12 protein-coding genes are annotated in these 14304 nt (G+C 48.5%); 11 read left to right on the top strand and 1 reads right to left on the bottom strand.

Going from position 1 to position 14304, the window contains the following annotated elements:
• Window positions 1-89 precede the first annotated feature (89 nt).
• From VLX91_00575 to VLX91_00600, 6 genes are all read left to right on the top strand, one after another.
• On the top strand, window positions 90-1406 hold the full coding sequence (locus tag VLX91_00575; protein HUI28678.1) for a pitrilysin family protein: 1317 nt from the start codon (window positions 90-92) through the stop codon (window positions 1404-1406).
• A complete protein-coding gene (locus tag VLX91_00580; GenBank protein ID HUI28679.1) occupies window positions 1406-2773 on the top strand; it encodes a pitrilysin family protein in 1368 nt (455 codons plus the stop codon). The genes VLX91_00575 and VLX91_00580 overlap by 1 nt, the downstream gene beginning before the upstream one ends.
• A complete protein-coding gene (locus VLX91_00585; protein ID HUI28680.1) occupies window positions 2751-2873 on the top strand; it encodes a hypothetical protein in 123 nt (40 codons plus the stop codon). Before VLX91_00580 ends, VLX91_00585 begins: the two co-directional genes overlap by 23 nt.
• 1 nt (window position 2874) lies before the next feature.
• On the top strand, window positions 2875-3879 hold the full coding sequence (locus VLX91_00590; GenBank protein ID HUI28681.1) for a MoxR family ATPase: 1005 nt from the start codon (window positions 2875-2877) through the stop codon (window positions 3877-3879).
• A gap of 186 nt (window positions 3880-4065) precedes the next feature.
• The gene (locus VLX91_00595; protein ID HUI28682.1) at window positions 4066-6231 is read left to right on the top strand and encodes a S8 family serine peptidase; all 2166 of its coding nucleotides are present in this window, start codon (window positions 4066-4068) and stop codon (window positions 6229-6231) included.
• Window positions 6228-8423, top strand: coding sequence for a hypothetical protein (locus VLX91_00600; GenBank protein ID HUI28683.1), 2196 nt, complete (start codon window positions 6228-6230; stop codon window positions 8421-8423). Before VLX91_00595 ends, VLX91_00600 begins: the two co-directional genes overlap by 4 nt.
• A 96-nt stretch (window positions 8424-8519) precedes the next feature.
• On the opposite strand, the gene VLX91_00605 is transcribed toward VLX91_00600, so the two are convergent.
• Window positions 8520-8801 (bottom strand): hypothetical protein, encoded by a 282-nt coding sequence (locus tag VLX91_00605; protein ID HUI28684.1) that lies wholly within the window; start codon window positions 8799-8801, stop codon window positions 8520-8522.
• Between the two features lie 180 nt (window positions 8802-8981).
• Between VLX91_00605 and pstC the strand changes: the two genes are divergently transcribed.
• The 5 genes from pstC (at window position 8982) to VLX91_00630 (ending at window position 14112) form a co-directional block, all read left to right on the top strand.
• On the top strand, window positions 8982-9950 hold the full coding sequence (gene pstC, locus VLX91_00610; GenBank protein ID HUI28685.1) for a phosphate ABC transporter permease subunit PstC: 969 nt from the start codon (window positions 8982-8984) through the stop codon (window positions 9948-9950).
• 70 nt (window positions 9951-10020) lie between these two features.
• A complete protein-coding gene (gene pstA, locus VLX91_00615) occupies window positions 10021-10884 on the top strand; it encodes a phosphate ABC transporter permease PstA (GenBank protein HUI28686.1) in 864 nt (287 codons plus the stop codon).
• The gene (gene pstB, locus VLX91_00620; GenBank protein ID HUI28687.1) at window positions 10881-11705 is read left to right on the top strand and encodes a phosphate ABC transporter ATP-binding protein PstB; all 825 of its coding nucleotides are present in this window, start codon (window positions 10881-10883) and stop codon (window positions 11703-11705) included. Before pstA ends, pstB begins: the two co-directional genes overlap by 4 nt.
• A gap of 62 nt (window positions 11706-11767) precedes the next feature.
• On the top strand, window positions 11768-11998 hold the full coding sequence (locus VLX91_00625) for a hypothetical protein (protein ID HUI28688.1): 231 nt from the start codon (window positions 11768-11770) through the stop codon (window positions 11996-11998).
• A gap of 173 nt (window positions 11999-12171) precedes the next feature.
• The gene (locus tag VLX91_00630) at window positions 12172-14112 is read left to right on the top strand and encodes a M1 family metallopeptidase (protein ID HUI28689.1); all 1941 of its coding nucleotides are present in this window, start codon (window positions 12172-12174) and stop codon (window positions 14110-14112) included.
• Window positions 14113-14304 lie beyond the last annotated feature (192 nt).

Consider the following 14304-nt stretch of genomic DNA (forward strand, 5'->3'; position numbering starts at 1 on the left):
CATTGGGAGGCTCAAAATTTTGGCCGAACGTCCTGTCTTTGAGTAAATTTTTTTAATTTTTCCGACGATAATGAACGGACAGTGAACTGATGGCAATCAAGAAGATGATTTATCGAAACCGGTCTGTTGTATCTCCTAAAAAAGTGAGAGTCAATGTCGATTTTAAAGAATATAAATTAGACAACGGTCTCACGGTAATTCTCCGAAAAGACTTCTCAATGCCGGTGGTGGCAGTAGATGTTTGCTATCACGTCGGTTCAAAAAATGAAAAGGAAGGTAAGACAGGATTCGCGCATCTTTTCGAGCACCTGATGTTCGAGGGCTCGGAGCACGTCGAGAAAGGGGCATTCGATAAATACATTTCTCTTGCCGGAGGGTACAATAATGCCTATACGACCGAAGATGTTACAAATTACTATGAGGTTATTCCGTCGAACCAGCTTGCGCTTGCTCTCTGGCTTGAGAGCGACCGAATGTTGAAATTCAGTGTGACCGGGGAAGCTCTTTCGACTCAAAGGGAGGTCGTAAAAGAAGAGAAGCGCTGGCGGATTGATAATCGTCCTTACGGTGATGCTTCAGAGAGGATGCAGAACCTCGTTTTCCCGGTTGGGCAATATCATTGGCCCGTGATAGGGTCGATGGAAGATCTGGATGCCGCGAACATGGACGATGTCAGGGAATTTTACGAACGGTTTTATTGTCCAAACAATGCGGTTCTCGTTGTAAGCGGCAGCATAGACTTTAAGCCAGCCGAAGACTTGATCGGCAAATTCTTTTCCGATATCCCGCCGGGCCGCTTCGATATCAAGCCGGTTTTATTCGAAGACGAGAAGCTTGGTCAGGAACGGGTTGAGATCATGCGCGGCAACGTCCCATCGCCCGGAGTTTTCGTCGCGTACAAAGTGCCGCCCGAAGGCTCGCCGGAATATTACGCCCTTTGTCAAATAGGAAAAATTTTATCCGACGGCAACAGCTCGCGTTTGTATCAGAAATTGATTTATGAGACTCAGGCAGTTTCCGACTTTGACGTGTCCATCGAGGCAATGGAAAAGTCAGGGGTCTTCATGTTCACGGCTTTTGTGGCGCCGGGGCACTCTGAAAGGGAAGTGCTCGAGATTTTCGATGACGAGATTAACAGGCTGCAAGAGTCTCAAGTGACAGAATATGAATTCAACAAAGCGCAGAACACCACCATCTCTTCTTATATAGGGAGGCTTTCAACAAACAGCGGAGTAGCCGATGCATTGTCGCATTATTATTCATTCTTCAAAAATACCGGTATGATAAATTCCGAGGTCGATCGGGAACTTGCCGTAACAGCTTCCATGATACATGAGATTGCGGGGAAATTTTTGAAGAAAGACGAGCGAGTTATCCTGAATTATTTCCCCGGTCGGAGTGTCTGATGAATACGAAACTAGACAGATCTAAACCGCCCAGACCCGGACAGGAAGGCAAAGTTTCATTCCCGAAATTTTTCGTGAAGAAACTGGAGACCGGCTTCAAGTTCTTCGTCGTTGAAAACCATGCCCTGCCGATCGTCACCGTAGGATTTGTGGCCAGAGGAGGTTCCACGTTCGACGGGAATCTGCCCGGGCTCGCCAGTATGACGAGTGAATTGATCTCTAAAGGGACCGAGAAACGAACGGCGACTGAGATTGCGGAGGCGATAGATTATGTGGGCGGTTCTCTTTCGAGCAGCTCGTCCTGGGATGCAAATGAAACGTTTGTCTCGGTTTTGAGAAACAATCTGAAGATCGGCATCGATCTTTTGCAGGACATTATCCTTCACGCGACGTTTCCACAAGAAGAAATAGACAGAGTAAAAACCCAGCGCATCGCGTCCGTTCAACAGATGAAAGCGGATCCTGGATATCTTGCAGACACAAGATTTGCAGCGGTCGTGTTCGGGGATCACCCGTACGGAAGACCTCCTGTCGGCAGCGAAGCATCTATTAAGGCGATGAAGCGGGAGGACTTCGTCAAATTCAAAAAGGACTTCTATACTTCCGACAATTCGTTCATGGTATTTGCGGGCGATGTGACCCCAGCCGAAGCTGAGAAGTATGTGATTCGATACTTTGCGAGATGGAAAGGTGATGGAAAATCCTATTCCGTACCGCAGTTGCTTCCATCGTCCTTGAATGGCAAGATTGTTATCGTTGAAAGACCTGGTGCAGTTCAATCCTCTCTGCGGATAGGCGGAATAGGGATTGCCCGGAACGACAGGAATTATTTGAAGACTTTCGTGATGAATACCCTGCTCGGAGGATACTTCAGCTCGCGAATTAATCAGAATCTAAGGGAGAAGCACGGTTACACTTACGGCGGCAGGAGCGTTTTCGATGCGCGCACTCTTCCGGGTCCATTCGAAGTCTCGGCTGATGTTCGCAATGAAGTAACGGGCGAGACTATCAGCGAATCGCTCGGCGAATTAGACCGAATACGTAAGACGCTGCCGTCTAAAGATGAGCTGGAGATGGTGAAAAAATACTTGTCCGGTCTCTTCCCGATTCAGCTTGAAACCCCGCAGCAGGTCGCGAGGAGAGTGGTCGCGATGGAGCTGTATCATCTTCCGAGGAATTATTACAAAGATTACAAGGAGAACATACGGAAGGTGACGGCGAGAGACGTACAGGCTTCTGCCAAAAGATATCTTCCAGAGAAACTTTCAATAGTTCTCAGCGGCGATTCCGAAAAAATATCGTCGATGTTGAAAAAGTTTGGTAAAGTTGAAATATTGGATCAAGATGGGAACAAGATACCTAAATGATCGCCCGCACATCTATGTTCGCATTATGGATGTGACGGCGGCGCCGGAGCTTGCCGCCGCGAGTTTTGCCATCGACGGTACCATTGCCGGAAGGAAATAACGTGAGCCAGACGATATTGAAAAGGGAAAAAGTTTCGGACGTAGAAGGAATCTCAAGGCTCAATCAAAATTTTTCAGACCTGCAGAAGGAAATTGCCAAGGTGATTGTCGGGCAGGATGAGATCATCAGGCAGATTTTTGTGGCTATCCTGTCTCGAGGGCACAGCCTTCTCATAGGCGTTCCCGGTTTGGCAAAGACGCTTATCGTCAGAACATTAGCAGAGGCTCTTGATCTAAAATTCAGCCGAATCCAATTTACTCCAGACCTTATGCCGAGCGACATAACCGGAACGGAAATAATTGAGGAAAATGTAACAACCGGAGAGAGAACATTCCGGTTTGTCAAAGGACCGCTCTTCGGCAACATCATCCTTGCTGACGAGATAAATCGGACTCCGCCAAAAACTCAGAGTGCGCTTCTCGAAGCAATGCAGGAATATCGGGTGACTGCAGCTGGTCAGACATTTCAGCTCGAGCCGCCTTTCTTTGTTTTGGCAACGCAAAACCCGATTGAGCAGGAAGGAACTTATCCTCTTCCTGAAGCGCAGCTTGATCGGTTCATGTTCAATCTGTGGCTCGATTATCCTTCATCGGATGAGGAAGTGAAAATTGTCCAGACAACTACTGGTGAGTATGCACCTGTGGTACGAAAAGTCATCGACAGGTCGGACATACTCTTCTTTCAGGAACTCTTAAGGAGAGTTCCGGTTTCCGAGTCGGTCGTGAAATTTGCCGTCGAGCTTTCCAGCCGCACTCGCCCGCATAATGGTACAGCGCCGGATTTCATCAAGCAATTTGTCAGCTACGGAGCTGGACCCCGGGCATCCCAATATCTGATTCTTGCTGCCAAAGCGATCGCTGCTCTTGAAAACCGTTTCAGTCCCGACGTTGACGACGTGAAAGGCGTCGCTCTCCCCGTTTTGCGCCACAGAGTTATAACGAACTTTAATGCGGAAGCGGAGAACGTAGCTACACCCGACATCATCCGGCGACTTCTTGAGGCGTAGAAGTGCACCTGCCGCGAAAAATTTGACGCAGTCGTATATACGCTTAAGTCTAAACGAATTCTTAGACCTCCCCTCGACTCTTTCGTAATACGAAAAGGAAATGGTATCGTTTCGTCATTCCTCGATTTGAAACGTCCATCTTTTGAACCGGATGGAGCAAGGTTATGCCTGTTCCATGATGCCTTGATGAAGGAATCGAGTCTGTCGTCCAGTATTGTCCGGATGAAGTTGCGGGTCCTCATTCGTATCCTGTTTTGGATCGCGGTTGTTGCCGGTGTCTGTGCGGGACGATCACCCGCTCAAAGCAAGTATTGGATTTTCTTCAGAGATAAGCCGAACGCAGAACCATTCACTCATCTCGGAAATGGCAAATCGAGTCTGGACTATTTGGTTGAAAGCGGTCTGCTTTCTCAGCGTGCGATCAGCCGGCGTTTGAAAGTTCTTCCGGTCTCATCTGTTGTTTCAATTTCTGACTTCCCGGTTTACCCTCCGTACTTAGACAGCTTGGAGTCGATCGGCCTGGCCATTGACGGTACAAGCCGATGGTTCAATGCGGCAATTGTGATTGGCGATAGCGCACGGCTTGCCGCGGCGGAAAAATTTTCCTTCGTTGTTGGCATCAAGAAGATAGTAGCGTGCATAAATCCCATAAAGCCCATCGGAGGTATTCCCGTTTCTAACACGCGACTGAATAAGACTTTGATGCAATCTCAGCCAGGCGATTCAAGTTTCTACGGACCCTCATATACGCAGCTCGAGTTGAGTGGGATTCCGCAGGTACATGCGCTCGGAATAAACGGGAGCGGCGTTCTCATCGGAATGCTCGATGTAGGGTTTAGGTATGAATCTCACGACGCCCTGAAGAATATAAAAATTGTCGGAGAACATGACTTTATTCAGAATGATTCTATCACTGAAAACCAGGCAGGTGATTCACCCGATCAGGACGAGCATGGTACATTGACATTATCGGCCATCGGCGGATATTCGCCAGGCAATCTTGTCGGTGCGGCGTACGGGGCATCTTTCATGCTTGCAAAAACGGAGCTTATTTATCCTGATCCGGGCGATATCGATTACAAATCGGAAGAAGACAATTGGGTTAGAGGAATTGAATGGATGGAAGCGCGCGGCGTGGACATAGTGTCGTCTTCTGTGGCTTATAATGTTTTTGTAGATTCATTAACCGGAGCGATTGATTCTTCCGAATCTTATTTCTGGTCGAGAGGAGATTTCAATGGTCGGACCGCGCTGGCAAGCATCGCTGCGACAAGAGCAGCAGAACTTGGTGTCGTGGTCGTCCAGGCCATGGGAAACGAAGGCAACGGAAACGGCGTGGCAGGCACTATGGATGTTCCGGCGGACGCCGACAGCATAATATCGGTCGGAGCAGTCGACTGGGATGGCATTCTGGCAACCTTTAGTTCCACCGGGCCGACAAACGATAACAGGATAAAACCCGATCTCGTTGCCGACGGAAGCAGCGATTACGCCGCAAGCGTTCCGGGACCCGATACGTATGAGTACGTAAGCGGTACGTCGTTGTCGACACCGATCACTGCCGGCGCTGCGGCGTTGATACTCTCAGTGCGCCCGGATTTTGCGCCGATGCAGGTGATCAACCTGCTCAAGAGCACGGCAGTGTATGTAGAAGATCCCAGTTTTCCTGCGAGAACTTCGACATATCCAAATAACTTCTACGGTTCAGGCATAGTGAACGTATGGAATGCGATAAGAAAACTCGGACTCGTTGGATCAAATACTTTCACATTCTGGCAGAGAGATTCATCATTTTATTTTGCAGCGCGAGCTTACGGCACTCATGGAATCGACATCAGCCGCAGCCGGGTCTACTACTCGACCGATGGAGCACATTATTCAACGACTGCAGTTTCACAGACCGACACGGTGAACGAGTATGCATTCAAGATCCCGGTTCAAGGTTCCCCATCTGTCAATTTCTTTTTTTATTTTTTGTTTGCAGATTCAAATGGCGATGAAATCAATGTACCGTATTATGGGAGTGCCGATCCTTTCAGTGCGCCGGGATGGATGCTGTACCTTCAACAATCGCAGGGCAATTTCGTATTGTTCAACAATTATCCTAATCCATTTAATTCCCAGACCCGCATAAGCCTCGCTTTAAAAAGTGCGGCTGATGTCAAGATCGATATTTATGATATCTTGGGGAGAAAAATCAGAAATTTTTTCAGATCAAATGCTTCCGGCTATCAGGAATTTATCTGGAATGGACGGGAAGATAATGGCATGGATGTGAGTAGCGGCGTGTATCTCATCGAGGTCAATGTCGGCGGCACGATCAGGGTTCTCAAAGCGCTTTATCTGAAATGAATTCTTCAACGAGATTACTTCTCGCTCAAATCAGCTTCGATCTCCCGTTCTACTTCATATTTTTGTTTGCATTTTCGTCGGTGGGGCTCGCATACTTGATGTATCGAAAAGTTCATGAGATCGCGAAACCTAAACAAGCTTTTCTCTTCACACTGAGGTCGATTTCTTTTTTCCTCCTTTTCCTTGTCTTGGCTAATCTCACCGTGGATATTGTCAAGGCATACACAAAGAAACGCGATATTTTTGTTCTCCTCGATGATTCGAAGAGCATGTCGTTATATGATGGCACGGTTCGGCGTTCCCAGGTTGAGAGGAACCTCCTTCAAAGCGAGAGATTTCAAGACCTATCAAAGGGATTTGACATAGTTCCGGTGATATTCGGCGGCGAGGTTTTGAAATTGAATAGTCTTGATTCGCTCAAGTTTGATCAACCGCTTACAAATGTCGAATCAGCTTTGGTAGAGGCATCAAGGCTGGGGACGAATGCTCAGCCTGCGTTTGCGGTTCTTTTGACGGACGGGAATTATAATTCAGGGGGGAACCCGGTAGATATCGCGAGGAGTCTATCGTTTCCGGTATTCTCTGTTGGGGTTGGCGATTCGATTCAACCGAAAGACGTCGTGGCAAAGCAAATGATAACGGCTCCTTCGGCATACGCCGGGAAGAAAAGTGTTGTCAGGGCCATCATCAGCGCGTTCGGATTTGGAGACAAATCTGCGGCGGTTCAACTATTGGAAGATGGGAAGGTGGTTGACTCCAAAGAAGTAACCTTAACTAACGAGGGCAACATCGAGGTCGCTTTTTCTTATACACCGAAGATTGCCGGCACGCACGGCCTTATCGTCCGCGTCCCACCATTGAAGGGAGAATTTGATCAGCGAAACAATTCGGTTTCCGCTTCAGTGGAAGTCATGAAAGGGAAATACTCCGTTCTACTCATTGCCGGAGAGCCTGCCTCCGATGTGGCATTCCTGCGAAGAAATATCGAATCGGTTGACGAGTTCGATTTGAAAGTCTTGATCCAGAAAGATGAGAATAATTTCTATGCGCCTGTCGGCAGGGAAAATGCTTCTAAGGATGTAAATGAAATATTATCGCAGAAATACGATGCCCTTTTGTTGTACGATTTTCCGGGTCCACAATCCGAGGGAACGCTTCATCAGATTCAGAGCATCTTGAATTCGACTCCTTACGTTTATTTTGCCGGGAAGAATTTTTCACCAGAGCAGCTTAGTCATATTCCAAGAATACCTTTTGTGGTACGGAGTTTCGATCCGGAGCTGCCGGGCGGGGAATTTCAGGTTGGTGTATCCACGATTTCTCCCGGTCAATCGTCGGCCGGTCTACTGCCGCTCTTCGCGTTGCTGAATGAAAATTGTGATTTGATTCCGCCGCTTTATTACCAGCGAATGGAATGTACACCTGCGAACGGGGCGGTTTCGCTCGCCGTGCCGGTTTTGAACGGGGTCAGGCTGACATCGCCGGTTTTTCTTGTCAGTGAAATGGGCCGGAGCGCTGCATTTCTTGCGTACGGATTTTGGCGGATACAGCTCATGAATTCGATCAGCGGGTTGAGGAGCGATTTCCTTCGGGACCTGGTCGCAACTCTGGTGAGAAATCTTATTAATAGCGGCAGACAAAAGGTTCTGACGGTCGATACCGATAAAAAGAGTTACGATCCGTCGGAAACTATAAATTTCAATTCGATTCTGGTCGATCAAACCGGCTCGCCGGTAAACGACGCAGTAATCGATGTAAACATAAGAAAAGAACCGACAAAGAATTTTGTCAACGACGTACAGTTGAGTCGAAACGGCGACGGAAGCTACACCGGGAATGTCGGCGGACTCGGCGAGGGAAGATATTCCTACTATGCGCGGGCAAAGTCGTCGGCGGGTTTCATGGGAGCGGATAGTGGTACAATCGTGGTGGAGTCGCTGAATAAAGAATTTATCCAGACTTCTATGAATGCCCGGCTGCTAAACCAAATTTCATTCGTCACGGGTGGGCAATTCCTGACTCCGCAGGAATTCATCGACGGAAGACTGACGATCAAACCCGAGTGGACTGAACCCCTGACGTTAAAAACTGAAAATAAGTTCGAGTTACTTTCTTCCCTGCCGGTCCTTGCGGCTGTGTTTGTCCTGCTCGGAGCGGAGTGGGTGATGAGAAAGATTTGGGGATTGCCCTAAGGAAAATTCGGCTTGACACTACCGGTTTCCTAAAGTTTTCTGCGTCTACCAACCGAGAGGAAATTCTGCCACGATGACCTGGAAAGCGCTCAAGGATCATATTCCCTTGACGCTCTTCGGCACATAGTCAAAGAAGCGTTCCACTTTGCCGCGTGATCTCCATTCCGCACGCATTCTGGTTTTCCGCTCAACTCTTCGCAATCTCGAGAGTAATTCCCTGTTCAGTTCACGTGCGCTTTCTCCTTCTAGTGTGGCCTGGACGAGAAATCCTTCCTCCGCCGGTTTCATCGATTCTTTCGGAAAAATTTTTTCTAAGACAAGCTTGATTGCCTTGCGATTATCTGTGCTCACGTTTGCGGTAAGTGTGAATGTTTTCATCGGCGCCGAATACGAAACTCCCTAGATTTGTTCTGCATTTCAAATGGTCTCAGTTTGGTACCCAAAATTATTTCTTTTCCGCGCGAATTACAAACTTGATCCCATGTTGTCAAACTTGCTTAACTTTTTCTTAACATTAGCTTAACATCTAAGTCAACGCCTTCCACTACTTTGAACCGTATGGCAGTTGAACTAGAAGGCGTTTTTGTGCCTGAGACGACTACAAAGGTAGAAAAAAAATCTATTGTGCATGCCGATGGTGTCTTTAAGTTTGTTGTGGGCTTTTTTGCATTTATTGTTGTCGTCCTGCTTGTCTGGCTCGGGGTGCAGCTTTATACCTCGTCCCGGCCGGCATTCGTATCGCTAGGTTTTTGGGAATTTATAAAAGGAACTACGTGGGATCCGGTGACCGGCGTCTTCGGAGCGCTTCCGTTCATTTATGGAACCATCGTGACATCTTTTCTGGCTCTTCTGATCGCGACGCCGCTCGGGATTGGGACCGCGCTTTTTCTCGCCGAGCTGTCCCCGAAATGGCTGAGGGGCTTTCTCCAGCCCCTTGTTGAGCTTCTTGCAGGAATCCCGAGCGTGATTTATGGCTTGTGGGGAATTTTCATTTTGTCTCCCTTGATGGCGAGCAAAGTAGAGCCGTTTCTGTCGGACAAGTTGGGGTTCCTCCCGTTCTTCAAGGGATATCCTCTCGGGATCGGTTTTCTGACCGCCGCAATAATCCTCGCGATAATGATCGTTCCGTTCATAATTTCGGTTTCGACTGAAGTTTTAAGCACTGTCCCGGTCGCGCTCAAGGAGGGGATGTACGCGCTCGGTGCGACGAGATGGGAAACCACGAAGAAGATCGCGCTTCCTTACGCGAGGAGCGGGATATTCGGCTCGATCATACTGGCGTTGGCGCGAGCGTTGGGAGAAACCATGGCGGTTACCATGGTTATCGGCAATACTCCGCAGATAAGCAAATCGCTTTTGGATCCCGGCTACACCATGGCTGCAGTTATTGCGAATGAATTTACCGAAGCAACGTCCGATTCTTATCTTTCTGCATTGGTCGCGGTCGCTTTCATTCTTCTGCTGATTACTCTCCTGGTCAATGCGGTAGCGAGATGGCTGATTTGGCGAACGACGGGGGTAAAATGAATCGAACGGATATGCAAGAAGACACCGAGAGGATCCAGGCATAGTGAGGGACCGTAATAAGATTAGCAAAATGGTTTTCTCCGGCGCCGGATTTTCCTATTGGCGCAGAAAAATTTTCAATGGCTTTTTTACATTCCTATTTTCTTCGAGCATTTTAATAGTGCTTCTACCGTTGCTTCTCATCATAGGTTACCTTTTTATTAAAGGAGCCTCATCAGTAAATCTGAATTTTTTTATACATAGACCCGCTCCCGTGGGCGAGACCGGAGGCGGCATGGGAAATGCCATCATCGGATCTCTTTACATCGTGGGACTGGCGTCTCTCCTGGGAATACCGGTCGGACTCCTTGGCGGAATTTTCCTAGGAGAATATCCGCACAGCAGATTGTCCACCGTAACGAGATTTGTTGCAGACGTGCTTAATGGTACACCGTCGATAGTCATGGGTGTGTTTGCTTATACGATCGTTGTGCTTCCGATGAAAAGTTTTACGGCGATTGCGGGCGGATTTGCACTCGGTATCATGATGATACCGACGATTCTTCGGACGACCGACGAGATCCTTCAGACCGTTCCATTGACAATCCGCGAAGCTTCACTCGCACTCGGAGTCCCGTATTGGAGGACCGTTCTTTCCGTCGTGCTCAAGAGCGCCAGGAGTGGCATCGTCACGGGTGTCCTTCTTTCGATTGCCAGGGTCCTCGGCGAGACCGCGCCGCTGCTTTTCACGAGTTTCAACAATGCGTTCTTCAGCTACAGCTTGACGCAGCCGATATCGAGTCTGCCGGTGCAAATTTTTAATTATGCAATTTCGCCCTATGAAGATTGGCATCGCCAGGCGTGGGCCGGCGCTCTCGTTCTGGTCGTCGGCATACTCGTGGTAAATCTCGTAGTCAGGACGTTTTCGAAACAAAGATTTGAAAATGCTTCGTGAATGATCTCAAGTCTTCAATTCTTGAAAATGATGTCAGAATGAACCCGGCTGTCGAAATTGCGGCTCGAACCGGTATAGTGGCACAGGATCTAAAGGCATACTTTGGAAGTGTCGAGGTGTTGAAGGGGATCAACATTTCGATGCAGAAGAATCTTGTTACCGCGTTCATCGGACCTTCAGGTTGCGGCAAGACAACGTTCCTGCGTACGTTAAATCGCATGCACGAGCTCGCGAAAAATGCGTCCATAACTGGGAAGGTTCTTGTTGACGGTACGGATATCTACGCGCCCAGTGTCGATCCGGTGCTCGTCAGAAGAAAAATCGGTATGGTGTTTCAGAAGCCAAACCCATTCCCCACGATGTCGATACACGATAACGTAGTTGCCGGGCTGAAGCTAACAGGAAGATATTCGCGCAAGGATCTCAACGAGATCGTCGAGAAAAGTCTGGTGCAGGCAGCTCTGTGGGATGAAGTAAAGGATTCGCTCCATAAGTCGGGAGCAAGCCTCTCCGGGGGCCAGCAGCAAAGGTTGTGCATTGCAAGGACGCTTGCGGTTAACCCCGAGGTTATCCTGATGGACGAGCCTGCGAGCGCTCTTGATCCGATTTCAACTGCAAAAATTGAGGAGTTAATTTTTCAACTGAAAGATACTTACACTATCATCATCGTCACGCATAATATGCAGCAGGCCGCGCGGGTGAGCGATTACACCGCGTTCTTCTACCTCGGGGAGTTGATAGAGTTTACGGAAACCAGAGAGATGTTCACGAGGCCAAAAAAGAAACAAACGGAAGACTACATCACCGGGAGATTCGGGTAACCAGGAATTGTCTGGCGCGCCCATGCGATTCGCACGTGAAACCGAAACCAAGCGGAGATAATATGGTACGGGCAAAATGTAGAGTCACTAAGGTTACAAAGACCGTCGAGGGTTCTGAATGTGTAAGTCTGGTCGCTGTTTACGACGACGGTATAGAGGAAAACAAACGGTTTGCGAAGGCGACGCCGGCTGGAAGCATTGAATTATGGGTGGACAATCCTCCGGCCTCTGATTATTTGAAACTCGGAGAATACTTTTATGTTGACTTCACGAAATGTGAGCAAACCGAGTAACTCTCTTGTCCGCCTGATGAATTATTGAACTCATCTTTCTTCAATCAATCATTCCGAATGTAAGCGTTCCCCGAATGAGTCTCACCGGGAGCTCGCGCCTTCCACATTTTTATAAAATCTTTCCTTTCTTAGATTATCTATCAAGCAGAATTTTACTTGACAAGGAGAGTCCTATGAGGATGATGTGTGTTTTTTTAATCCTATTCTTAGAAACGCCATTACTTCGTGCACAATCGAACGGCAATCTTTTTTCACCTCTTGATTTGCCGACTGCAAATGACGTTCGCACCGCCGACGGGAGACCCGGGCCGGGTTACTGGCAGCAGCGGGCGGACTATTCAATAAAGGTCGATCTTGACACATCCGAGAGCAAAATCTCCGGAAGTGAGACGATAACTTACACCAACAACTCGCCGCAATCCCTTGACCATCTTTGGCTTCAGCTTGACCAGAATCTTTTCAAGGAAGGAAGCCGTGGAAGTTATGAATTCACCGGCCGACGAAGCCGGTACAGGGGAGCTTTTGAAAACGGCGGTTATGAATTGAGCAGTGTGATCGTGGTGCAGGACGGCAAGAAAGTCAGATCGCATTATATTGTGGACGATACGAGAATGAGAGTCGACATAGAGCGGCCGGTTCCCGCCCGGGGCGGAAAAGTTCAGTTGGAGATAACATGGTCTTTCGCGGTTCCGAGATACGGCTCCGACCGCCTCGGAAGATTTGAGTCGCAAGACGGGACGATTTACGAGATTGCCCAGTGGTATCCTCGAATGTGCGTGTATGACGACGTCAACGGCTGGAATCCGCTCCCCTATCTCGGTGAAGGTGAATTCTATCTCGAGTACGGAAATTTCGATGTCGAGATAACAGTTCCCCATGATTACATCGTCATGGCTACAGGTGTCCTTCAAAATCCGGAACAGGTGTTGACCAGGTCCGAGCGGGACAGACTTGCTCTCGCTAGAAAAATTGATTCGACCATCCATGTTATCTCAAAAGATGAGATCGCACAGCAGGGAACACGCCCTGAAGGCAAAGTGGATCTGACCTGGAGATATCACGCTGAGAACGTGCGCGATTTTTCTTGGGCAGCGTCTCACGCATTCATATGGGATGCTTCTCATTGGGATAATATTTTGCTGATGGCGGTTTATCCGAAAGAAGGAATTTCAGCCGACACTTCAAGAGTGCCCGGCTGGGAAAAAGACGTCGAGTTCATGAGGCACACGTTCAAGTTTTATTCCGAGACTTATTATCATTTTCCTTATCCGGTCGCGACGAACGTCGCGGGAATTGTCGGCGGAATGGAATATCCGATGATCGTGTTCTGTAATGTTCGCTCGCGAGGACAGGGATTGTATTCTGTTACCGACCACGAATTCGGACATGGCTGGTTCCCGATGACGGTGGGCAGCGACGAACGGAGATACGCGTGGATGGATGAGGGGATCAACACATTTATTAATTACTATTCTGGCGTTGATTATTACGGCGGCGAGGCGATTGCACTGCGGACGGGGAACGCAGACACTATCGCGAGACGAATGTGCACTCCGGTCAATGATCAGCCGATCATGACTCGCGCCGACCAGATTAAGCCGGACAAATACGGGTTCCTCGAATATTACAAGACCGCATTCGGCTTGAGGCTGCTGCGGGAACAGATAATTGGTCCTGAACGATTTGATCGCGGTTTCAAAAATTATATCCAGAGATGGGCATTCAAGCATCCTCAGCCTTCGGATTTCTTCAGAACGATCTCGGACTATTCAGGCGAAGATCTGGATTGGTTCTGGAAAGGATGGTTTTACTCGACTGATGTTCTTGATCAGGCAGTGGATACCGTGGTCGCCGATTCTGCCGTGTCGTTCGTTTACCTCTCGAACAAGGCCGGGCTCGTGATGCCTTTCAAGCTGCAAGTTACTTTCGATGACGGGAGTATAGACAGCTTCAACGTTCCCGTCGAGGCATGGTTTCTCGGAAACGACTATACGCTTCAGATCTACGATGAAAGAAAAATCGATAAAGTCGTAGTCGATCCCGGGCACGTCATGCCGGACGTGAACCGGGATAATAATATCTGGGAAAGGAAGAACGCTGCGACGGGCAACTAAGATAGTTTTCTTGATTTGAACAATGTGGGGATGCGAAAGGAAGTTTCACGGGAGAATTGTGCAGGGAGGCATTGTCAATTTCGTAATTTCATCTTTCTGGGGTAGAATGCCACCCGGTTCCGTTTTCCTGCATTCCCAAATGTTGTAACTTGTTGAAACTTAAGAACTAACAGGGAGGCTTTCGTGGCATCC

This window comes from Candidatus Acidiferrales bacterium (assembly GCA_035515795.1).
Taxonomy (GTDB): Bacteria; Bacteroidota; Ignavibacteria; order Kryptoniales; family JAKASW01; genus JAKASW01.